At 66.2% G+C, this 21,799-nt stretch carries 22 protein-coding genes; 9 read left to right on the top strand and 13 right to left on the bottom strand.

What is annotated here, in order from left to right:
- The first annotated feature begins 635 nt into the window (after window positions 1-635).
- Window positions 636-1,169, top strand: a complete 534-nt coding sequence (locus ACTMTI_RS13785; protein ID WP_441120679.1) for a transposase — start codon at window positions 636-638, stop codon at window positions 1,167-1,169.
- A gap of 281 nt (window positions 1,170-1,450) precedes the next feature.
- Window positions 1,451-1,582 (top strand): hypothetical protein, encoded by a 132-nt coding sequence (locus tag ACTMTI_RS13780; RefSeq protein ID WP_441120678.1) that lies wholly within the window; start codon window positions 1,451-1,453, stop codon window positions 1,580-1,582.
- A gap of 574 nt (window positions 1,583-2,156) precedes the next feature.
- Here the strand turns inward: ACTMTI_RS13780 and ACTMTI_RS13775 are convergent.
- Window positions 2,157-2,711 (bottom strand): suppressor of fused domain protein, encoded by a 555-nt coding sequence (locus tag ACTMTI_RS13775; RefSeq protein WP_441120677.1) that lies wholly within the window; start codon window positions 2,709-2,711, stop codon window positions 2,157-2,159.
- Window positions 2,712-3,506: 795 nt separating this feature from the next.
- On the opposite strand from ACTMTI_RS13775, the gene ACTMTI_RS13770 reads away from it, so the two are divergent.
- Together ACTMTI_RS13770 and ACTMTI_RS13765 are read left to right on the top strand one after the other, a co-directional pair.
- Window positions 3,507-4,085, top strand: coding sequence for an NUDIX domain-containing protein (locus ACTMTI_RS13770; protein ID WP_441120676.1), 579 nt, complete (start codon window positions 3,507-3,509; stop codon window positions 4,083-4,085).
- A 270-nt stretch (window positions 4,086-4,355) separates the two neighbouring features.
- Window positions 4,356-4,706 carry a helix-turn-helix domain-containing protein gene (locus tag ACTMTI_RS13765; protein ID WP_441120675.1) on the top strand — a complete coding sequence of 117 codons (351 nt, stop codon included), beginning with the start codon at window positions 4,356-4,358 and terminating at the stop codon, window positions 4,704-4,706.
- A 176-nt stretch (window positions 4,707-4,882) separates the two neighbouring features.
- On the opposite strand, the gene ACTMTI_RS13760 is transcribed toward ACTMTI_RS13765, so the two are convergent.
- The 6 genes from ACTMTI_RS13760 to ACTMTI_RS13735 form a co-directional block, all read right to left on the bottom strand.
- Window positions 4,883-5,458: an excisionase family DNA-binding protein gene (locus ACTMTI_RS13760; RefSeq protein WP_441120674.1), complete on the bottom strand. Its 576-nt coding sequence runs from the start codon at window positions 5,456-5,458 to the stop codon at window positions 4,883-4,885.
- Window positions 5,459-5,602: 144 nt separating this feature from the next.
- Window positions 5,603-6,031: a hypothetical protein gene (locus tag ACTMTI_RS13755; RefSeq protein WP_441120673.1), complete on the bottom strand. Its 429-nt coding sequence runs from the start codon at window positions 6,029-6,031 to the stop codon at window positions 5,603-5,605.
- Complete coding sequence (locus ACTMTI_RS13750) at window positions 6,028-6,300, bottom strand: hypothetical protein (protein WP_441120672.1); 273 nt, start codon at window positions 6,298-6,300, stop codon at window positions 6,028-6,030. The genes ACTMTI_RS13755 and ACTMTI_RS13750 overlap by 4 nt, the downstream gene beginning before the upstream one ends.
- 671 nt (window positions 6,301-6,971) lie before the next feature.
- Window positions 6,972-8,135 (bottom strand): trypsin-like serine peptidase, encoded by a 1,164-nt coding sequence (locus ACTMTI_RS13745; RefSeq protein WP_441120671.1) that lies wholly within the window; start codon window positions 8,133-8,135, stop codon window positions 6,972-6,974.
- A 198-nt stretch (window positions 8,136-8,333) separates the two neighbouring features.
- Complete coding sequence (locus ACTMTI_RS13740; protein WP_441120670.1) at window positions 8,334-9,443, bottom strand: trypsin-like serine peptidase; 1,110 nt, start codon at window positions 9,441-9,443, stop codon at window positions 8,334-8,336.
- Between the two features lie 301 nt (window positions 9,444-9,744).
- The gene (locus ACTMTI_RS13735; RefSeq protein ID WP_441120669.1) at window positions 9,745-10,863 is read right to left on the bottom strand and encodes a trypsin-like serine peptidase; all 1,119 of its coding nucleotides are present in this window, start codon (window positions 10,861-10,863) and stop codon (window positions 9,745-9,747) included.
- 460 nt (window positions 10,864-11,323) lie between these two features.
- Here ACTMTI_RS13735 and ACTMTI_RS13730 point away from each other — a divergent pair, with 460 nt between their 5' ends.
- The 5 genes from ACTMTI_RS13730 (at window position 11,324) to ACTMTI_RS13710 (ending at window position 14,847) form a co-directional block, all read left to right on the top strand.
- Window positions 11,324-11,578: a hypothetical protein gene (locus ACTMTI_RS13730; protein WP_441120668.1), complete on the top strand. Its 255-nt coding sequence runs from the start codon at window positions 11,324-11,326 to the stop codon at window positions 11,576-11,578.
- Window positions 11,565-11,990, top strand: a complete 426-nt coding sequence (locus tag ACTMTI_RS13725; protein WP_441120667.1) for a type II toxin-antitoxin system VapC family toxin — start codon at window positions 11,565-11,567, stop codon at window positions 11,988-11,990. Before ACTMTI_RS13730 ends, ACTMTI_RS13725 begins: the two co-directional genes overlap by 14 nt.
- Before the next feature lie 56 nt (window positions 11,991-12,046).
- On the top strand, window positions 12,047-12,934 hold the full coding sequence (locus ACTMTI_RS13720; protein ID WP_441120666.1) for a hypothetical protein: 888 nt from the start codon (window positions 12,047-12,049) through the stop codon (window positions 12,932-12,934).
- A 31-nt stretch (window positions 12,935-12,965) separates the two neighbouring features.
- Window positions 12,966-13,922 carry a zinc-binding dehydrogenase gene (locus tag ACTMTI_RS13715; protein ID WP_441120665.1) on the top strand — a complete coding sequence of 319 codons (957 nt, stop codon included), beginning with the start codon at window positions 12,966-12,968 and terminating at the stop codon, window positions 13,920-13,922.
- A 76-nt stretch (window positions 13,923-13,998) separates the two neighbouring features.
- Window positions 13,999-14,847 (top strand): oxygenase MpaB family protein, encoded by an 849-nt coding sequence (locus ACTMTI_RS13710; protein WP_441120664.1) that lies wholly within the window; start codon window positions 13,999-14,001, stop codon window positions 14,845-14,847.
- A gap of 1 nt (window position 14,848) precedes the next feature.
- On the opposite strand, the gene ACTMTI_RS13705 is transcribed toward ACTMTI_RS13710, so the two are convergent.
- The 6 genes from ACTMTI_RS13705 to ACTMTI_RS13680 form a co-directional block, all read right to left on the bottom strand.
- Window positions 14,849-15,589: a helix-turn-helix transcriptional regulator gene (locus tag ACTMTI_RS13705; protein ID WP_441120663.1), complete on the bottom strand. Its 741-nt coding sequence runs from the start codon at window positions 15,587-15,589 to the stop codon at window positions 14,849-14,851.
- A complete protein-coding gene (locus ACTMTI_RS13700; RefSeq protein ID WP_441120662.1) occupies window positions 15,586-16,389 on the bottom strand; it encodes a DUF4097 family beta strand repeat-containing protein in 804 nt (267 codons plus the stop codon). Before ACTMTI_RS13700 ends, ACTMTI_RS13705 begins: the two co-directional genes overlap by 4 nt.
- A gap of 104 nt (window positions 16,390-16,493) precedes the next feature.
- On the bottom strand, window positions 16,494-16,673 hold the full coding sequence (locus tag ACTMTI_RS13695) for a DUF6104 family protein (RefSeq protein WP_080045373.1): 180 nt from the start codon (window positions 16,671-16,673) through the stop codon (window positions 16,494-16,496).
- Window positions 16,674-16,683: 10 nt separating this feature from the next.
- Window positions 16,684-17,151: a hypothetical protein gene (locus tag ACTMTI_RS13690; protein ID WP_441120661.1), complete on the bottom strand. Its 468-nt coding sequence runs from the start codon at window positions 17,149-17,151 to the stop codon at window positions 16,684-16,686.
- 89 nt (window positions 17,152-17,240) lie between these two features.
- The gene (locus ACTMTI_RS13685; RefSeq protein WP_441120660.1) at window positions 17,241-20,879 is read right to left on the bottom strand and encodes a multifunctional oxoglutarate decarboxylase/oxoglutarate dehydrogenase thiamine pyrophosphate-binding subunit/dihydrolipoyllysine-residue succinyltransferase subunit; all 3,639 of its coding nucleotides are present in this window, start codon (window positions 20,877-20,879) and stop codon (window positions 17,241-17,243) included.
- Window positions 20,880-21,083: 204 nt separating this feature from the next.
- Window positions 21,084-21,728: a B3/B4 domain-containing protein gene (locus tag ACTMTI_RS13680; RefSeq protein ID WP_441120659.1), complete on the bottom strand. Its 645-nt coding sequence runs from the start codon at window positions 21,726-21,728 to the stop codon at window positions 21,084-21,086.
- Between the last annotated feature and the right edge of the window lie 71 nt (window positions 21,729-21,799).

Raw genomic sequence — 21,799 nt, 5'->3', positions numbered from 1 at the left:
TCTGGGGTGTGCGGCTACTGGGGCGCCAGGTCAACCGTCACGCCGCGATCAGGCGAAACTCGCAGCCTTGGAGAAGGAGACCGGCCGAAATACGCCATCATCGCCACTAACTTCGGCCTGCGCGACGATGCCGAGGTCGAGACTAACCCGAGGTATTCAAGCGGTCGGATGGTAGTGGTCTGAAACAAGAGAAAAGGTGCCCCTGAACTGCAAGGATTCGAGTGTCGACGTCGTATCCACCGCAGAAACAGGTGCACCTTTCTGGTGAATGAGCGTACCGGGTGGGACCGGCGGTTGTCTGTCACTGCCGATGGAAAAGGACTGGTCGGGCACACAGGAGCGGTCCTGCTACACAAGATCGCCGACCGGATGGGGCTGACCGATGCGCTGGCCGGACTGTGGCTGGCAGGGCAGAACGCGACCTGGCGCGACCGCGCGCACGTGCTGGTCAGACTGGCCGCAGCGATCGTGTGCGGCGCGCGGAGCCTGCTGCAAGCCGAGCGGCTGCAAGGTCATCAGACGGCGTTGGTCGCAGCGGCGCCGTCGGACTCCACCACCCGCCGTGCGTTGGCCGGCCTGGACGAGCCGATGCTCGCCCGCATCGCCAAGACCAGAGCGAAAGTACGGCGCCACGTATGGCAACTGCTGCATCTACGCCCCGGCGGCTTTCCCCGGCTGAAGGTGGCCGGCAAACGGCTGAGCGGTGGATCGTCATCGACATCGACGCCACCATCATCACCTTGGCCTCAGACAAGAGCGGCGCGGCGGTCCCCTTCAAAAAGACCTACGGCTTTCACCCGCTGGCCTGCTGGTGCGCCAACACCCAAGAATCGCTGGCGATGCTGCTAGGCGAAGGCAATGCGGGCAGCAACATCGTCGCCGACCACGTGCGCGTGCTCACCGATGCGCTCGCCCAGATCCCGAACTCCTGCCAAGCGAAGATCCTCGTCCGTGTGGACGGCGCGGGCGCCACCCATGACCTCCTACGTCACCTGGAAGGGCTGAACACCGCCCGCCGCACGGTGCGGTATCTGGTCGGCTGGACCATCACCGCACTCGATGAGCAGGCCATCGCCCGCCTGCCCGCCACCGCCTGGACCGACTCCCTCGATCAGGACGGGCAGATCTGCCCGGGCTATCACGTGGCCGAGCCGACCGCGCTGAACTGACGCACCGGCTGGCCGGACGGCATGCGACTGCTGGTGCGCCGGGTCCGCCCCTCAGCCTGCCATCGCCAGAACCTCACCGTGTTCGAGCTCACAACCGGCTGGAAGTACTCGATCATCGCGACCAACATCGGCCGCATGTGGGGCATCGCCGGCTCCCACCATCCACAGTGGCTGGACGCGCTGGCCCGCGCCCACGCGGTGGTCGAAGACCGTGTTCGCGCCGGCAAGGCGATGGGCCTGCGCAACCTGCCCAGCCAGACTGGACCATCAACCAAGGCTGGATGCTGGCCGCTAACCTCGGCCGCGACCTGGACTGCTGGGTCCGCCTGCTGACCCTGCACGACCAGCCCGGCCTGGAACGCGCCGAACCGGACACCATGCGTTACGGCTCTACCACCTGCCCGCCCGCCTGAGCACCCACGCCCGGCGTCGGCGCCTGCGGGTCGAAGCACCTGGCCCTGGGCACAGCCGTTCGTCCTGGCCTGGCAGCGCCTCACCGACCTGCCCGCCCTCGCCTGAGGGCCGGACCTCGCCTCAACGATCAGGAAGGAGCCCAGCCCCGGGCCCGTGGAACCAGGCGCCCTCGCAGCGACATGCGACGGCCCACCCCAACCGCATCGGGGACATTACGGGTAAACCGCGGAGCCACTCACGCAACACAGCCCGCTGACGAATCGAGGCTAAGTGCGCACGAATCAGGGCATGGGGCTGCAGATCGGCAAGCTGCCGCCGGGTCGCGGCCTCATCTGCCGCCATATGTGCGGCATACCAAGAGGCGCATCAAACTGGGCGCGGTTCACGTTTGATGCGAGTTGGCTGCCTCGGCCAGTGGTCAGTCGCAAGCCGCCGCTCCAACGATCACTGGGACGCATGGAACCCGGCAGGACTCCGCCCACTCGGCGCGACAGTTCAGGCCACAACGCTGGCCACCACCCGAAATTCACAATCCAACCGGGCTCATCAAGATCATAGAAGCACGAGGCTAATTCAAAACGTGGATTGGCGATTAACTTTCCAGAATGGAATTTCTTTCGCCTCCATGGCATCTCTCAGATCCTCGACGCCGTGCTGTGCCGCGAAGTCGAGTTCTTCAGGATACACGGGTATTGCCATGAGGAACTCAACATGCCGGCCGTCGGTTAGAGCGGCGCTAGGCAGAAACCCGTCGAGAGGCGAAACGATGAGAAAGCCGGTCAGTCTTATCCCCTCTGCGAAGCTTTCAGGTAGGCGCAGAATGTGGCTTGTGTCTAGGTTCTTCTCGTTGAATTGTGAGTAGCTTCCCAGCTGCGCCAAGGGATCCGCGATGTCGTCCCACCCGGGTGTGAAGCCTACGAAGAACTCTTGGCGGTGAAGCGGGTTGCCGTGAGGCATGGGATAGTCGCTAGCGCCAATTGTTGCGTAGAGGCTGACTCCAGCGGTGGCGGGGGAAGGATTCCATTTGAGGACGCCAATTTTGAAGTCATCCTTCATGAACAATGCTTCGCGCGTCGGTTTACCGAGCCTTGCTTCGTAACATTCACGGACATCTCGGTACTTGCTCACGGTTTACCTCCAAATGGCCACCACTTGCCGACCGACTCATCGTAGCCGCCCTTACTAAGGGCAAGATCGAAGCCGCTCCCTGAGCACCCTGAGCGAGGCGAAAGCACCCAAGGAGAACTGGGAATCGCCTCGGAAGAAGTACTCCAGGGAACGGATCGGTACGCGACCAGGTGCGGCGTTGTGCTAAGCGGTAGGGCGTCGGAGTTGTCACTGGGGCGGGGGCGACGCGACCACGAATATGTGCGAGTGCGTGACGACGGTGTATGAGCTGTGCTCGGCGGGTGGCCTGGCCTACATTCGTCGAACGGAGAGGTCGTCGAAAGGCAACCGCGTCAGTGAGAGTCCTTGGGTTCGGACGGCTGAAGCGAGGCGGCTGTGGGAGACCCTCCTTGAGGGGCGCGCACGCTAGCGTTTGGCGGTCCGGCGGTCCACCCCCGGTCGGACCGAGGGGGCGCAGTGTGCCTAGATCGGCTGGCCCGCCCTGGTTCGGATTGAGGGTGGCGGCGGCGTGCTGACCCTGGCCAGGCTGGAACGACTGGCCCGCGCGATGGGGACCACGTTCACGATCACGGTCGGACAGGATGCGGCCTGATCGCCAGTGATCTATACGCGGGCGACTGGCCGGGTGCACGGCCAAGTCAGGCACCCCGGCGGTCGACGTCCAACCGCTTCCTTCGGATCAATGCCGTTGCCCCAGATTGGCGTATTTGCTGGTGGGGTCTCGTGTTCGGGACATGTGGGAGATTCCCTTCAATCTCTGGCAATCGATTGCGGGAGGCGTCGCCGGACACTTCCATGGAGATCGTGGGTGTTACTCGTGACAAGGTCGGCACTGCTTTGGCGCACTATCTCGCCGCCGCTCCCGACCGGAGGTTCGATGCGGTCCCTCTACTCTTAGCGCTTTGCCAGGATGGCGACGTGGCCTCGCGGAACACATTCCCGCTGCACGTCACCTGCAGTGCGGCCGTTGTCGACGCCGTCGGGGACGTTCTGATGGTCCGTCATTGGTCACAGCGGCGTTGGCGGTTGCCCGGAGGTCATATCGAGCCGGGAGATCGCAGCATGTACGGTGCGGCCCTGCGAGAATTGGAGGCGGAGACCGGTGCCTGCTGGCCTCACGCGGCCTATCCGGCGCTGCATGACGTTGTTCCCGTGGACGTCCACATCCACTCGGTTTCCGCCGACGAGGCCAGGAACGAGCCCCCGCACGTGCATGCCGACTTCCGGTACGCATTCTGGGCCGGCGACTTCGAGATGTTCAAACAAGCGAAGAAGGGCGCCGCATTCGCCTGGCGGCCGCCGATCGACTTGCCAGCCCCTCGCTCTACGTCCTCCGCTTACGGGATTTGGGCCAACGGATCTTCGCCCTACTGATGGCGAACGAGGCCATTCCGCCCATCGAACAGCGGTATGAGATGTACCTGAAGGATGTCAGCTCCAGATCCCCGAATTCCCTCGCTCCCGCGCGGCGTGGTCAGGCAGCCCATGCCGGTCCTTCCAGGTGGTGCGACTACGGGCCGCCGAGTTCGGTGTCATTCTCTGCCACCATGCCCGCAACCTCGTCGCCTCGCTCTACTGGCGCCGATGTCGGCGTGCTCGGTCAGATCAAGTTGCAGTTATTGCAGATATCAAGAGGTAGGTGCCATGCCTCGAACCAAAGTTCTAGCCAACGCAACACGTGTTGAAGCAGATAGTGGTGACCGAGAGCTACTTGAGCAGCTGGAAGCGACTGCGCCTACCGCGAGGGCGTCGCTGGTGTTGCGTGGGCCTGACGGTACCGATGTTGAGCTGCCGCAGTCGCTGGTGAGCCTCCTGATGGCGGCTGCGCACGTCCTCGCAAAGGGCAACGCTGTCTTGGCATTGCCAGTAGAAACCCGGCTGACGCCGAACGAAGTGGCTGAGATGTTGGGACTTTCGCGCCCCTTCGTCGCGCGGCTGCTCGACGAGGGTGAGATCCCTTCACAGCGTCTACTTCGGACAGTCGTCATCGCCTAACTCGCCTTGTGGACGTACTGGAACCCGCAGCGAGCGCCGCGCCGAAGGCTGCCGCAGGATCAGGGAAGCCGCCGAAGAGGCGGAACCGCCTCACTGACTGGCGGCTCATATGAGCAGGTCGCGGCGGGTATTGCCGTACAGCACGTTCGCGTCGTAGAGCACCACGTAGGCCATGTTCAGATGTCCGACTCTTGCCCCAGCGCAGCAAGTTGATCAGCAGCCGTCCGGCGCTTGGCGTCGTCGCGACGCTTGTACTCCTGCAGATCCTCATACGTGATCCGCCGATGCTTGCCGATCAATCGGAAGGGGATCTCTCCCGTCTCTAGAAGTTTGATCAGGTAGGGACGCGAGACGTTCAGCATGTCCGCTGCTTGCTGTGTCGTCAGCTCGGCATGAGACGGGATGACCGTTACTCCGCGACCTTCAGCCGCCTGAGCAAGGATGCCTTGCGGCTCAGGCTTGGGTTTCACCGATCCGACATCGTGGCCTGGCGTGTGGCGGACGTCGGCGTCCAGCGCGGCGGCCAGGTGGCGCAGCAGCGCGGTGGTCGGCGCGGTCCCGCCTTCCTCGATGCACTCGATCTCGTCCTCGGTCATGCCGACCCGGTCGGCGAGCTCGGTCACGCTCAAGCCGAGGGCGACGCGCCGGTCGTACAGGGCCTTGCCGAAGGCCAGCGCCTCGCGGATGGCGATCCGCTCAGGATCCTCATCCTGTGCGGGAAGGCGCTTCCAGGGGGTGTGGTAGCCGATCATCGCACCAGCGTTTCGGAGGTGGTGGTCACCGGGCACTGATGATCACGGACGCCAGCGGGCCGGTACTGGAACACGGGACTTGGGCCAACGGATCTACGCCCTGCTGATTGGGGAGGATGCCGCAGGCTCCTTTCAGAGATGCATTTACTGGTCAGGGTCCGCAATTTCGCGGATGTGGAGCGGCTCTTCCAGCGACTTGCTGGGCTCTGCCCATTTGGCTGCATCAAGGGTCAGGATGGGGCATACCGATACGTCGGCGATGGCTGCGACATGAGCGTCCCAAGGATCGAGTCCTGTTCGGGCGATCATGGCGGCCAACACACTGGCCTGCTTGGTTCCGCTAAGCGGGGCGATGGTAACCGTCTCCAGTAGATCGAAGCCGGCCAGCAAGTCATCGGCTTCTTCGCTTCGCACGTCGAGAGACGCGCCGGTGATGGCAAGGGCAGACACGACCATGGGCTGGCCTGCTGCGTCGTAGCCCTGGATCAAGCCGATGAGATCGGTGTCGCCGCGGGCGATCTCGATGAGCAATCCGGTGTCGAGTATGTAGGGGGTGGGAGTGTGCGTGCTCACTGATCGCGCTGGCCCTCCACGTGAGCCATCATGCGTGCGACCCTCTCAGGATCCGACTGCGCGACCTTACTGTTCCACAGGGTGCGGATGCGGCGTTGACGTTCCATCCGCTCGAGCATCGCTTCATTGAAGGCCGCAGATACCGATCCGAATTCGCCTGCCTCGACGGCGTGGTCGACGTACGCCTTGACGTGCGGCTCGATGGTGATCGCCACCTTTGGCTTCCTTGCGCTCGAAGGCGCCTGGCGGTCGTCGCGCTCCTCGGTCATACTCGGATCATACCTTCGGCCTGCCTGCGACGTCGGCCGTTTCGTCGCTCAGGTTTGGGAACTCGTCATCGGCGTTCCGGGGTCGATCAACGGTTCTCAGGCGCCATGTCTGATGGTCTCGCCTGCCTCGACGATTTCTCGGCCATGCCTTGATGATCAGGATCAAACCGCTCTGTCGCTGTGAGGCCGATCCGAGTGACCGGCTCGTGCAAGGGCTCCATTGGAGCTATGCGTAACGGGCCGGGAGTCCATAGCTACAGGGTGCCCCTTGTGAGCGAGCTTGCATGACGGACTCAGAGGAGAGACGCAACGCTTGTGATCACAATGCTTTGGAAGCACTGGTCTCGATTCAGGCGTCCGGAGCAGGTCTGCTCGGAAGAGGCGCGTCCCAGGAAGGACAGTCCGAGCGACAGCGGGGTCGGCTCGGGGTGGGCTCCGCAGGCCAACCACGTAACCGGGCAAGGGGCGGGCTCAGGCGAGCGGAGCGAGCGTGGTTTGAGGGGATTGGAAGGGGGCGGAGCCCTCTTGGGGAATGCTGTCTGGAGCTCTCCCAGGGCGCGGAGCGCCCCCATGGCGGAAGGCCGTGCATGCGGGCCCGGTGCTTCCCGAAAAGCCAGAAAAGCAAAGTGAGGGCCTCGGCACCTTGAGGCCCTCACTTTGCCCTGGAAGGGTTACTTGTAGAGCTCGCCGTTCGGGCCGACGATCTTGCCGGACCAGACGTTCTTGGCGGCGTTGTAGACCGCGGCTGTCTCGCCGTCGAAGTACGGGGACGTGATGTAGTCCACGCGGTCGTTGCCGTCCTGGTCAGCGAACGTGCTGGTGACGCCGTTGACGTAGCCGAGGCGCTTGGCGTTGCTGTAGTTCGTCAGCCACGGGCCGCCGTCGTAGCCGGGAGTCACGGCGCACTTGAGGCCGATGTGCTCCTCGATCTTGAGCCAGGAGGCGCCGACGGTCTTGGCGGTGGTGGTGCCGTAGCAGGTCTTCGGCGTGACGCCGCTGTACGGCTTGTCGCCGTCGGGGTGCGGGGCCGCGGGGTAGCCGAAGGCGCGGACCGGCTTGCCGGTGGGCTGGTTCCAGGCGAAGCCCTGGCCGCCGACGTTGTCGCCGAGGCGGCCGGCGTCCTTCGACAGGAAGATGTAGTAGTGGCCGCCCCAGGCCTTCTTCGGGCCGGTGAAGCGCTCGAAGTCCTTGCGGTCCACCTGCTTGGCGCCGTTGTAGAGGATGCCGTTGTAGACGGTGACGAAGGCGTAGTCCTTGTCGTAGTCCTCGTAGACGTCGAAGTCGTAGTGGGTGAAGGCCTGCTTGCCCACGTAGATGCCCCAGGGAGCCTTGCCCTGGTAGTAACCCGGGACGAAGACCCAGTTGTCCAGGAGGGCGCTGTTGCTGTCCGTGTCGTACACGCAGTGGCCAGCGGTGGAGACCAGGTTGCGGTAGTTCGACTGGACGGAGGTGGCCGAGCACCAGCGGAACTTGCCGGAGCCGTCGACGAAGAAGACCTTGCCGATGGTCTTGGGGAGGTTCACGTTCTGGGCCTTGCCGGTGGACTTCGTCTCACCGGTGGGGGCCGTGGTGCCGGGGCGGCCGTCGGGGTCGGCGCCGCCCTTGGAGACGACCTTCCGCACTTCCTTGGAGTCCCACGTGTACTGCGTCGCGGCGCGGAGGGCGGCGCCGTTCGACGCCAGCCAGAAGGAGGCGACGGAGGCGGCTTGAGAGCTGTTGCTGGCCATCGGGTCGTTGGCGACGTCCCCGTCGGCCTGCGCGGTTCCGGTCAGGCCTGCGGCGAGCAGACCGGTCGCCAGAACGGCGCCGGCGGAGGGAAGAAGGATTCGCTTCAAGGTAACTCCAGGTTGCGCTGACATGAGGCGCCTTGTGCACCTCCAAAACTCAGCAAACGACAGTCCGGAACTTACCGTGTTGACCATGGATGTGTGAATTTTAGGTAGATCATGTCAGCGTTCCAAAGGATCGCCGTGACCGTCCTGAGACGGGCGTTAGGGCTGATCACGGGCAGTGACTGATCGGTTGCATATGACTTACGTCACATTTGCCGGAGTGGTCTGCGCGGCGGCGCGTCGGTAAACCTCTCCGGTGTCGGTGTCGAAGTACGGCGACGACACCGCGTCGTACCGGCCCTTGGCGTCCCGGTTCCAGGTCAGGCTGTTGACGCCGTTCAGACTGCCGGTCCCGCGCTCCTCGTCGTACCCGATCACCCAGGGCCCGCCGCTGGCGCCGGGGCTGAAGTCGCACGGCTGCAACTGCACGCCTTTTTGCAGGTCGAGGCTGGGAGCGTCGGTCCAGCGGGTGGTGCCGTTGACGCACCTCTGCAGGGATTTGCCGTTGTACGGGCGGGTGCCGTCGGGCTGGGTGCCGGCCGGGTAACCGAACGGGACCACCGAGTACGTGGTCAGCCTCTTGTTCAGCTCGAGACCCAGGCCGCCCACGTTGTCCTGGAGCGGGCCGACGTCCTCCATGACGTACTGGCCGTTCTTGGACGCCCAGGTGAAGCCGCGGTGCACGGTCACGAACACGTAGTCGTAGTCGTAGTCGCCCTTGCCCGCCCAGTCCTCGTGCATGCTGACCGAGGAGCCCACGTAGATGCCGTTGGGCGTTTCGCCGTTGGGCCCGGGGTTCGGTACGAAGATCCAGTATTCGGCCGCCTTGGCCTGCCGCGGGTCGTACACGCAGTGCCCGGCCGTGGCGACCACACTGCGGTTCCTGGCGGCGACGGAGCTGGCGGAGCACCAGTACTCCTTGTCGCCGAACCGGAAGAAGACCTTGCCCATGGTCCTGGCGACCTTGGGGCCCTTGCGCGGCAGAGCGGGCGCGGTGCTGCGCGCGGCGGTCGAGCGCTTGACCACGGAGGGGACGGCGGACGCGGCTTGGCCGGAGGGGGCCGTGGCGGGGTTGGCCGTCGCGGTGGGCTGGGCGGCGCCGGGCGTGGCCGGGCTGTAGTCGTCGGCCTCTTTGAGCCGGTCGGGCTTCCAGTAGTCGGCGACCTTCTTCACGTCCGCGGCGGTCGTGGCAAGCTGGACGGCGGACACCTTGCTGTCGGGTGCGGCGCTGGCGATCCCCGTGAAGGCAGGCACAAGCAGCAGCGCGCTGCTGAGCGCAGCGACCACCGCGTGTCTGGCCCGGGAGATCATGGAAAAGCCTTTCTTAGCGTCGTAAGGTTGGATTTTTCCAGATGTGCAGACTGTATTGCAGCTCGGATAGGGATTCGTTACCTGATCTAGGTTGCACATCGAACTATAAGGACATCGTCAGCCGACCACTCTGATACGTCTAAATGATCATTAGTGATGCATCATCGCCGCAGGTCAGGATGATGGTGCGTGATCCCTGCGTGGTCGAATTCCGCACTTTTCATCGCCTGCTCCAGTGCGTACGCCGCTCGAAGGAGAGGTCTCGGATCCGCGCGGAGCCGGGGCCTAGGGTGCCGAGTTGTCACGGCATGTTGCCGGTCCACCGGTTCGCGGCGGCCTTGTAGACCTTGTAGGTGTCGGTGTTGAAGTACGGCGACGAGATGTGGTCGTAGCGGTCGTTGCCGTCGGTGTCCCACGCCACGCTGTTGACGCCGGCCAGGTAGCCGGCGCGCGAGGCGCTCTTGTAGTCGGAGAGGAGCGGACCTCCGCTGGCGCCGGCGGTGAAGGAGCACGCGAAGCCGATGTGCTCCTGCAGGTTGTACGTCCTGGCCTCGGGCATCGGCTTGGTCTTGCCGTAGCAGTACTTCATTGTGCGGCCGGTGAACGGCTTGTCGCCGTCGGCGTGCCTGCCCGCCGGGTAGCCGAACGAGAACACGTTCAGCTTCGTGCTGCGGTTCCAGGTGAAGCCCTGGCCGCCGACGTTGTCACCGAGCCGGCCGACGTTCTCGACGGTCCACCGCCACCGATGGCCGGCCTTCTCCCACTTGACCTTGATGCCGTTGTAGACGTTGACGAACGCGTAGTCGTAGTCGTAGTCCTCCTTCACCACGAAATCGTCGTGCGCGTTGAAGGTCTTGGCGGCGTAAATGCCATAGGGCGCTTTGCCTTCCCAGATCTTGTCGCCGTCCCAGTACGACGGAATGAAGATCCAGTTGTCGTAGAAAGTGTTCTTTCTGGTGTCGTACACGCAGTGGGCCGAGGTCGCCACGAGGTTGCGGTACTTGCCCTGTAGCGAACTGGCCGAGCAGTAACGCCAGTTCTTCGGATTGCGCGGGTCGGCCTTCGGCAGGGTGAAGAACACGCGGCCGACGGTGTTCGGCAGGTTGACGTGCCTGCTCTTCTTGGTCTTCGTCTTGTCCTCGCCGATCGGCGGAACGGAGCCGGGCGGGCCGTCGGGGGCGTCGTTGCTGCCTTTGACGCCTTTGGAGGACAGGTCGAGGGCGTCGTCGTAGTCGGTGGCCAGCTTGATCCGGTCCGGCGTCCAGAACTGGATCGCCTGCTCGGCCGGGGTTTCCGCGTTCTTCGACACGACGTCAGGAGGTGCCGTCGCGTTCGCGGGGCCGCTGACCGTTCCCGCGGCCGGCACGATGGCCACCAGGCCGGCGAGCGGGATCGCGATGCGCCTTGCTCGGGAATGCATGGAGCTCCTTTCAGTTCTCGGCGGCCCAGAGCGGGGTGCTGCGCCCCGGTGGGCCAGGAAAACGATCGGAACGCTAATGAATGGCGCGAAGCGGCGGCCAGGAAGCGACGTCAGAAAGCATGGGACGGTTCCATTTCGTTATGGAGACGCGAGAGCGCAGATATTCCTGGAAGGCATTTCCGCAGGTTGGGCGGGGTGCCGGGTGGTCTCTCGCAACAGCGGTAACGCCAATTATCAGAAGTCGCTTCCGTTGGACGCTCATTGCTTTTCGTGCGTACGGGCAACGCCTGTCCCGTTGGCATCCTCGGGCGCAAAGTTCGCGGATGTCTGATATTGGACGAATGGGACGTGGAGTTGAGCGGAGAGGTAAAGTGGTTGCCAACTTGTGACGACGTGGCTACGCTCCGGGGTTGACATTTTTATGTCACCGGCGGACGCTGGAGCCATGCGGAGGACAACGGTGCGCATCGACGAGACGCTCCTCAACGAGGCGAAGGCGTACGCGGCACGAAACGGACGCAGTCTCAACTCAGTGATGGAGGATGCCTTGAGGCAACTCATCAACCGCTCTACAGAAGTGGCGGAGCGGCCCCCGATCAAGCTGCCCGTCTCCGGATCCGCCTCTGGTCCCAAGCTGACCTGGGCCGAGATGAAGGAGATCCTCGAGCAGGAGGACATCGAGCGCGTGCTGGGAGCCGGCCATGCGCATGCTTGACACGAACGTCCTCGTCAACGCGCAGCGGCGTGACTTCGAACATCATGAGCAGTGCCATGCCGTCCTCGCGGAGCTCCTGCAAGGCGACGAGGCTTACGCCGTCAGCGACTTCGCGCTCAACGGCTTCATCCGCGTGGTGACCAATCCGCGCATCCCTGGCGCCACCTCATTCGACGTCGCTCGGGAGTTCGCCGACAGCGTCCGCCACCAGCGGCATGCGGTCGTGGTGCATGCCGGTCCGCGACACTGGGAGATCTTCGTCAAGCTGTGCCTCAAAGCCGATGCGCGAGGCAAGCTCATCCCCGACGCCTACCTCGCCGCACTCGCCATCGAGCACGGTTGTGAATTTGTAACCTGCGACAAGGATTTCGCCAGGTTCGAGGGCTTGCGCTGGCGGTCGCCGGTCAACTGAACTTGAGGCGAGGGCGCAAGCCCACAACTACTCGGCAAAGAACGGCGAGGAACGTCGTGGCCGACCGGTTCGACGTGATCGAGGTAGGCGAGCGCGGCCGCCGCCGGTGGATCGGGTTGGTGGCGGTGGTGGCGCTCCTCCTCGTGCCCGTCGTCGGCCTGCTCGCCAGCCGAGAGCCCGCGCCTCAGCCGGCCCCACCGGTGGCCACCCCGGAGCCCATCAGGTCCCTGACCCGGCTCGACAACCCGCCCAACCTCCTGCAGGTCCCCTCCAGGGACAAGGGCGACGACGAGGTCATCGAGGTGGTGTTCCCGCACGGTGTGCGGGCCGAGGTGCGCTATCCGGCCGAGCTCGATCTCGCCGGCATGGGGTCCCGGCCGTTTCAAGGGGCGTGGATCGACGGCAGATTCCGCCAGTTCGTGGTCCCGTACAGCGGCGAGCTCGAGATCACCCGGGGCGGCCAGCCGATCAGGAACTACGCGCCCCACGTCACCCTGTGGCCGCGCCAGGCCGGAAGCGGCTCCTACGGGCAGGTGCTGCTGTTCGCGTTCGGGAAGTGGCGGCTGGCGATGTACGACCGGGGCCGCGGCCTGACGTTCGACCAGCGGGTGGCCCTCGCGCAGCGGTTGTCGGGAAGGGTGACGAAGGACGGTTACCTGGTGCTGTCGGCCACAGGAGCGGTACGGCTGGCCAAACCGGGGGACACCGCGCAGGGCACTCCGGTCGGGCCGCAGCTGTGGTTCGGCGGCGGGGAGAGGGAGATGGTCGCGCTCGTGCCCACGCCCGGCTGCGCGAAGAAGGAAAGGACGCCGTTCGCGATCGGCGGGGGCGGGCGTCCCGCCGAGTCGGTGTGCCGGGGCGACGTGCGGGTCGCGGTCACGGGGGCGGACTGGTTCCGCGAGAAAGCGATCAAGGGGATCAAAGTCACGCTGAAGGATCGCTGAAGGGCGGCGGGTGGGTTAGTAGGGTGCGGCCATGTTCGCCGTAACCGCCACACAGACCGACCCCGACAATCCGCTCGCCGGCCTGACCCTCGGAGAGCGCCCGGAGCCGAAGACGCCGGACGGATGGACGACCGTCTCCGTACGTGCGGCCGCGCTCAACCACCACGACCTGTGGACGCTCAAAGGCGTCGGCATCCGGCAGGACCGGCTGCCGATCGTGCTCGGCTGCGACGCCGCCGGCGTGGACGAGGACGGCAACGAGGTCATCGTGCACGCCGTGATCGGCACGGGCGCGGACGAGACGCTCGATCCCAAGCGCTCGCTGCTGTCGGAGGTGTACGACGGCACGTTCGCCGAGCGCGTTGCCGTGCCACGCCGCAACCTCGTGCCCAAGCCGGCCGGGCTCAGCTTCGAGCACGCCGCCTGCCTGCCCACGGCCTGGCTGACCGCGTACCGCATGCTGTTCGACAAGAGCGGCCTGGAGCCTGGCTCGACCGTGCTGGTGCAGGGCGCCGGGGGCGGCGTCGCCACCGCGCTGATCGCGCTCGGCCGGGCCGGCGGCTACCGGATGTGGGCCACCAGCCGCTCCGAAGCCAAGCGGGAGCGGGCCCTTCAGCTCGGCGCCGACCAGGTCTTCGAGTCGGGCGCGCGGCTGCCTGAGCGGGTGGACGCGGTCATGGAGACCGTCGGCCAGGCCACCTGGGACCACTCGCTCAAGTCGCTCAGGCCTGGCGGTCGCATCGTCGTCAGCGGCGCCACCAGTGGCGCGGTCCCGCCCGCCGACCTCAACCGGGTCTTCTTCCTGCAGTTGTCCGTGGTCGGCTCCACGATGGGGACCCGCGACCAGCTCCAGCGCCTGGCCGTCTTCCTGGAGCAGACGGGCGTGCGGCCCGTCGTCGACAGGACGCTGCCGCTGGCGGACGCGCGGGACGGGTTTGCCGCCATGGCAGAAGGGGAGATTTTCGGAAAGATCATCTTTACCGGCTGAATAAGTGAATGGTTACTTCGGTGGCTCCCGGGTGATACAGGAGAGGTGAGGTGGTATCAACCGGGAGGCCGTCATCATGGACGTTGAGCCCTTCGGCCCGGGTTCGATGCACTGGGACACCGCGGGCGAATATCGCAACCTGCTGGTGGCCGGCAGCGCGCTGGTCATCCAGACGATGCACCCGGCGGTGGGTGCCGCCGTCGCGCAGCACTCCACGTACAAGAACGACCCGTGGGGACGGCTCGACCGTACGCTCACCTCCGTCCAGAAGTGGGTGTACGGCGGCGCCGACGGCCCGGCCGAGGGGGAGCGGCTCAGGGAGCTGCACCGGCCGATCCGCGGCGTGGACGAGCACGGGCGGCCCTACCACGCGCTGAACGGCGAGGCATGGGCGTGGGTGCACCTGTCGCTGTTCGAGCGATTCATCGCACTCAACCGCTATTTCGGCACACCGTTCACCGTCGCGCAGCAGCGGCGGCTGTATGCCGAGTCGCGGCAACTCGGCGCCATCCTGCGGGTGCCGGAGCGGGAGATGCCGGCCGATCTGGAGGCGTTCTGGCGGTATTTCGAGGAGATGGTGGCCCACCGGCTGGAGCCGCACCCGACCGCGCTGGAGGTGCTGGCGGTCATGCGCGGCACGCCGGCGCCGCCCGGGCTCCCCAGGCCGCTGCGCCGGCTGTGGACGCCGGTGGGGGTGGGATCGGGGGAGTTCAACCACTTCGTGACCGTCGGCACGCTGCCGCCGGCCGTACGCGCGAAGCTGGGGCTGCGATGGACGGGCCGCGACGAGCGGCGGCTGCGGCATCTCGGGCACGCGGTGGCGATGCTGCTGCCACGCCTGCCCGAACGCCTGCGCTACATGCCCATCGCCTACCACGCCCGCAAAGCCTCACGCCGCCTGGAGCGGCAGCTCCGCTCCGCGTGAGCTACGGCTCCAGGATGTCGCGGATGCGGCGGCCGGCGTCGGCCACGGCCGTGCGTAGCTCGGCCAGCTTCTCCGGGGTCAGGTGGGCGTTCGACGCCTCCTGCCGGGCTTTGGCGACGAAGTCGGCCAGCAGCTCGCCCAGCTCGGCGTCGAGGTCGGCGCGGCTGGGCGGCGCGCCCCCGAGCGTGGCCCAGATCTGCGTCCAGATGCTGCGCCACTGCTCGGTGAGCCGCTCGCCTTCGTCCTGCCAGTGGTTGGCGTGCTCCATCCACTGCCGCGTCTGCTGCTCCTTGAGCCGCCTGAAGTCCTCTTTCTGCTGCTCGCGCACGCGCCTGGGGTCCTCGCGGGCGCCCGTGCGGACGTCCTTGGCCATCCGCGTCAGCTCGTCGCGCAACGACTTGACCGTGTCGCGGACGTCCTCCTTGACCTCGCGGGCGATGTCGCGCACGGAGGCGGAGATCTCCTGCTCCAGGTCGTCGAGCTCGTCGAGCCGGGCGTTCAGCTCGTCGCGGCCCTTGTCGGTGATCGAGAACACCTTCTTGCCCTCGACCACCTCGTGCGTCACCAGGCCCTCCTCCTCCAGGCGGGCCAGGCGCGGGTAGATCGTGCCGGGGGAGGGCGAGTAGACGCCGAGGAAGCGGTCCTGGAGCAGCCGGATGACCTCGTAGCCATGGCGGGGGCTCTCTTCCAGCAGCTTGAGCAGGTACAGCCGGAGCCGGCCGTGACCGAAAACAGGGCTCATTCCTTCTCTCCCTTGAGCAGCGCGACCTCGCCGGAGACCGTGACCGCCGACAGCGAGGCCATGCCGCCACCCAGCCGCCCGGACAGCGTCTTCATGCCCGGGCCGCTCGTGTTGGACAATTCGTAGAACGTGCTGACCAGCCGGCCGGAGGTGGACCTCGCCGTGACGTCCGCCTCCACGTTCTCCGGCAGTCTGACCAGGATGTCACCGGAGACGCTGTTGAGCGTCACGTGGCCGGTGGGTCTCAGCGCCAGATCGGCGGTGATCCGGCCGGAGACGGTGTTCGCCCTCAGCCGGCGCGGTGTGCCGTCGGCCACGGTCAGGTCCCCCGAGACGCTCTTGAACGCCAGATCGCCGTCCATCGCCCGGCTCTCGACGGGGCCCGAGACGGTCGTGGCGCTGACGTCGCCGCTGACCCCGTCCAGCACGATCTCCGCGGACACGCTCCTGACCTGGGTCGCCTTCTCGAAACCGGCCACCACGGCGGGCGCGGAGACCACTCCCGCGTTGACGGCGCAGGTCTTCGGCACGGTGATCGTCAGGACCGTCCTGCGCCGGTCGCGCCGCAGCCAGCCGAGCAGACCGTCCCAGGTGAGATCCTTGTACGTGACCGCCAGCTCCCCGGTGTCCTCGTCATAGGTCACCAGCAGCGGCGAGGCCGACTCGAACTCGGCCACCTCCAGTGTCGGTGGGCCCTCGCTGGCGAGCACGGCCAGCCGCCCGGCGACGATCCGCACGTCGAGCGACTCCACTGGGCCGAAGGTCAGCTGTTCCGGCGCCTCGATGGTCCACTGCTGCATGATCCCCGCCTTCCTGGCGACACGTCCCTACGATAAACACGATATGTCGCGTTTATCGAAAACTCAAGATGTATCGCGTTCGGCCGGTGTCGAGCAGTCGACCCCTAGTCGTCCTCGTCGTCGTCGAGCCGGGCCAGCCAGGTGGCCAGCCGCTCGATCGGGGTCTCGAACTCGGGGTTGAGGTCGACGAACTCGCGCAGCCGCTCACCCAGCCACAGCAGGCTCACCTCCTCCTCGCCCCGCCGCTCGACAAGTTCCTCGATCCCCCGATCGGTGAAGTACATCGCTCCCCATTCAGTCGCCACGCAGTCGTGAGGCGAGATCGCCGGCCGGAACCCAGGCATCGGCGCGCCCTCGCCTGACTTTATCGAGTAGACCGCGATGCTCCAGCTCGCGCAGGTCGGTTCTGGCCGTCTGCAACACGACCTGGTGATTGGCGGCATGGGATGCCACGGTGTATTCGGCTGCCGGATGGCCTGTGGCGTGCGTCAGCAAGGCTATCTGGCGGGCGTTGAAGCCGCCCTTGTGGCCGCGGGCCAGACTCGCCTGGACCTCCCGCGTCTCCGCGGCCTTCCTGTCGAGATAGGCGTGCAGGTCTTGGATGGCCCGGCGCAACACGTCGAGCTGGTACATGACGAAGTACGTCAGATCGTTCTCGTCCTGCTCGACGTGCAGGAAGCTGCGGCCGTAGCGAGCGGGCGCGTTCTTCAGGATGCGAGAGATCGAGATGAACTCCGTCAGCCAGTAGTCCTGGTTGAGCATCGACCATGACGCATTGACCACCTACCAAAATTGGCAGTTGTTAGCTGCTAATTAGCTGCTAACAACTGCCAATTTAGCAGTTGGCTCTATCAGCCGAACACCTGATGGAGGATGTCCCCCAGCTCGGTGTCATGCGCGTTGTGCGAGCCCGTCGCCGGCGAGCTGTTGGGCGTGCGCGAGACCCGCCGCAGCGGCCGTCCGCCCAGCGTCTGCGGGTCCTCGGCCAGCTTCAGCGTCAGGTAGGGCCACGGCCCCATGTTGACCGGCTCGTCCTGCGCCCAGACCAGCTCCGCCTGCGCGCTGTAGCGCGCGAGCTCGGCGGCCAGCTCCTCGCCCGGGAACGGGTAGAGGCGCTCCAGCCGGACGATGGCGACGTCCTCGCGGCCCGCCTTGTCACGCTGCGCGGCCAGCTCGTAGTAGAGCTTGCCGGAGGTCAGGACGACCTTGGTGACCTTGGCGGGGTCCACGGTGGTGTCGCCGAGGACCGGCTGGAAGGTGCCCGAGGTGAAGTCGGACGCCTTGGAGGTGGCCGCCTTGTGCCGCAGCAGCCACTTCGGCGTGAAGACCACCATCGGCTTGTGCCGCTCCGACTCCACCTGCCAGCGCAGCAGGTGGAAGTAGTTGGCCGGCGTGGTGGGCTGCGCGACCGTCATGTTGTCGAGCGCACAGACCTGCAGGAACCGCTCGATGCGGGCCGAGGAGTGGTCCGGGCCCTGGCCCTCGAAACCGTGCGGCAGCAGCAGCACGACCGAGGACCTCTGACCCCACTTCTGCTCGCCCGACGAGATGAACTCGTCGATGATCGTCTGGGCGCCGTTGACGAAGTCGCCGAACTGCGCCTCCCAGGCGACCAAAGCATCCGGGCGGACCACGCTGTAGCCGTATTCGAAGCCGAGCGCCGCGAACTCGCTCAGCAGCGAGTCGTAGACGTAGAACTTCGTGGTGCCCTCGTTGAACACCTTGAGCGGGGTGTGGTCGGCCCCGGTCATCCGGTCCACCAGGACGGCGTGGCGCTGGGTGAACGTGCCACGCCGCGAGTCCTGGCCGACCAGGCGCACCGGGTGCCCGTCGAGCAGCAGCGAGCCGAACGCCAGAGTCTCGCCCATCGCCCAGTCGATCGCGTCCTGCTCGACCATCTGGCCGCGGCGCTGCAGCACCGGCGCCAGGCGCGGGTGCGGCGTGAAGCCGTCGGGCAGGTTGAGCTGGGTGTCGACGATGCGCTTGAGCGTCTCGTGCGTGATCGCCGTCGGCGTGTCGTCGTGCGACCACTTGACGACCTCCGCCGGCGGCACCCGCATCGCGGCGGCCTCCTGCGGCTTCTTGGCCGCCTCGCGGACCTCGGTGAAGGCCTGCTCCAGCTTGGCCTGGTAGTCGCGCAGCGCGGACTCGGCCTCCTCGACCGTGATGTCGCCCCGGCCGATCAGCGCCTCGGTGTAGAGCTTGCGAGTCGAGCGCTTGGCGTCGATCAGGTCGTACATCAGCGGCTGGGTGAAGGCCGGGTTGTCGCCCTCGTTGTGGCCGCGGCGCCGGTAGCAGATCAGGTCGATGACCACGTCCTTGCGGAACGCCTGGCGGTATTCGTAGGCCAGCTGGCCCACGCGCACCACGGCCTCGGGGTCGTCGCCGTTGACGTGGAAGATCGGCGCCTGGATCATCCGGGCCACGTCGGTCGCGTAGACCGACGACCTGGACGAGGCGGGCGAGGTCGTGAAGCCGACCTGGTTGTTGACCACCACGTGCACGGTGCCGCCGGTGCGGTAGCCGCGCAGCTGCGACAGGTTGAGCGTCTCGGCCACGACGCCCTGGCCCGCGAAGGCCGCGTCGCCGTGGATGAGGATCGGCAGGACGGTGAAGCCCTCCTCGCCGCGCTCCAGCAGGTCCTGCTTGGCGCGTACGACGCCTTCGAGCACCGGGTCGACCGCCTCCAGGTGGGAGGGGTTGGCGACCACGGAGGCGGTGATCGTCTTGCCGCTCGGCGCGGTGAACATGCCGGTCGCGCCGAGGTGGTATTTCACGTCACCGGAGCCGTGCGCCGTGCGCGGGTCGATGTTGCCCTCGAACTCGCCGAAGATCTGGGCGTAGGACTTGCCCACGATGTTGGCCAGCACGTTGAGCCGGCCGCGGTGGGCCATGCCCATCACGACCTCGTCCAGGTCCTCGTCGGCGGCGTCGCTGATCACCGAGTCGAGCAGCGGGATCAGGGACTCGCCGCCCTCCAGCGAGAAACGCTTCTGGCCGACGAACTTCGTCTGCAGGAACGTCTCGAACGCCTCGGCGGTGTTGAGCCGCGACAGGATGTTGAGCTGCTCGTCGCGCTCGGGAGAGGCGTGCGGCTTCTCCACCCGCGCCTGGATCCAGGCCCGCTCCTCGGGGTTCTGGATGTGCATGTACTCGATGCCGACCGTGCGGCAGTAGGAGTCGCGCAGCACGCCCAGGATCTCGCGCAGCTTCATCAGCGGCCGGCCGCCGAATCCGCCGGTCGCGAACTCGCGCTCCAGGTCCCACAGCGTCAGCCCGTGCGACTGGATGTCGAGGTCGGGGTGCTTGCGCTGCTTGTACTCGAGCGGGTCGGTCTCGGCCATCAGGTGGCCGCGCACGCGGTAGGCGTGGATCAGCTCGAGCACTCGAGCGGACTTGGCCACGTCGTCGTCGTGCGAGGCGGAGATGTCCTGGACCCAGCGGACGGGCTCGTACGGGATCCGCAGCGCCTCGAAGATCTCGTCGTAGAACCCGTCCTCGCCGAGCAGCAGCCGGTGGATCTGGCGCAGGAAGTCGCCCGACTGCGCACCCTGGATGATCCGGTGGTCATAGGTGCTGGTCAGCGTCATGACCTTGGAGACCGCCAGCCGAGACAGCGTCTCGGGAGCGGCGCCCTGGTATTCGGCCGGGTATTCCATCGCGCCGACGCCGATGATCGTGCCCTGGCCCGGCATGAGCCGCGGCACCGAGTGGACGGTGCCGATCGTGCCGGGGTTGGTCAGGGAGATCGTGGTGCCGGCGAAGTCGTCGACACCCAGCTTGCCGGCCCGCGCCTTGCGGACGACCTCTTCGTAGGCCATCCAGAACTGCCGGAAGTCCATCTCCTCCGCGCCCTTGATCGAGGGCACGAGGAGCTGGCGCTCGCCGTTGCTCTTCTGCACGTCGATCGCCAGACCGAAGCCCACGTGCTCGGGCTTGACCAGCGTCGGCTTGCCGTCGACCTCGGTGTAGGAGTAGTTCATCTCCGGCATGGCCTTCAGCGCCTTGACGATCGCGAAACCGATCAAGTGCGTGAAGGAGACCTTGCCGCCACGACCCCGCTTGAGATGATTGTTGATCACAATGCGGTTGTCGATCAGCAGCTTGGCCGGGATGGCCCGGACACTGGTCGCGGTCGGAACCGACAGCGACAGGTCCATGTTGGCTGCCGTGCGTGCCGCGGCGCCGCGCAGCTTGACCTCTTCGGCGCCCTTGGGCACCGGAGTGGCCGGCTGCTTCGGCTTCTCGGCCGCAGGTGGCGCCTTGGGTGGCGCCGGGGAGGGAGCGGGGGCGGTCGCAGTGCCGTTCGCCGCCTCCCTTACCGGGGTTCGCCCCGGTCCGTAATCAGGGTTGTAGTCAGCGAAGAAGTTCCACCAGGCCTTGTCGACAGACTCGGGATCCTGGAGGTACTTCTGATACAGCTCGTCGACAAGCCACTCGTTCTGTCCAAAGCTTGCCAGCGGATTTGTCCGCGACGACTCAGACGACACGGCGGAAATCGCCCTCTTCCGCAGATCGGCGTTGATGTTAGAGAACCGGTCCAAGGCTACTCGCCCCGACCAGCGGCGCGTGCCCGGGTGGCCCTACCGCCTCGAACGATCCTCTCAGGACAGCGCAAAGAGGTCACGCCCCCCTCGTCAACCCGGGTGGTGCCGCATTTATTACCGTTTGGTATCAACGCTGTGGCGAGAGGTTTATTTCCGATCAAACAGCACTCTGCTGGCGATCCGCACCTCTGGCGACAGCTCGGACAGAAGATCGGCGAGCTCCTCGCCGGCCTCCTTGAGCTCCTCCAGCGACATCGGCTCCAGCCGCTCCAGAAGGAAGATCGCGTTGGTCGTCTCCTCGGTGAGCCGGGTGCGCACCCCCTGGCGCCAGTTCCACCTCCGGCAGGTGACGCCGAGGTCGTCACGCCAGATCACCTCGCCGGGCTCCGGCTGTCCCAGTGCCTCCTCCGACGCCTCGTCGCCCGCGGCCCTGAGCAGCCGCGGCGGGCCGGCGTAGTGGTCGAGGTCCTCGCCGCCGATCGGCAGCGCGTGCTTCACGCTGATCGAGTTGTACGCGTCCACGGCCTGGTTGATCTCCGGCAGCGGCATCCTGCGGGTGAGGGCGTCGACCGAAGGCCTGGTCCGCTGCGGCTTGGCGCCGAACGCGCGGTAGGCGTCCTTCCACGCGTCGATCTTCGCCGTCTGCACCTCCACCTCGGCGGCCGCGGCCAGCCAGGCCCTGGACCGGTCGTCGCTGGGGCCGTTGCGCAGGCCGTGCGCGGTCATGACCAGCACCGCGAAGTCCGGACGTAGTTCGAAGACGGCGTCGTCCACCCAGATGTCATCAAGCACGAAGCCAAGTTTACGAGCGATGGGTACCGCAAAATTCCCTTTGCAAAATTGCCTTTGCGGTCTAGCGTGAG

This window comes from Nonomuraea sp. H19 (assembly GCF_052068215.1).
In the GTDB taxonomy this organism is placed as follows: Bacteria; Actinomycetota; Actinomycetes; order Streptosporangiales; family Streptosporangiaceae; genus Nonomuraea.
This window is presented reverse-complemented; position numbering and strand designations above follow the sequence as displayed.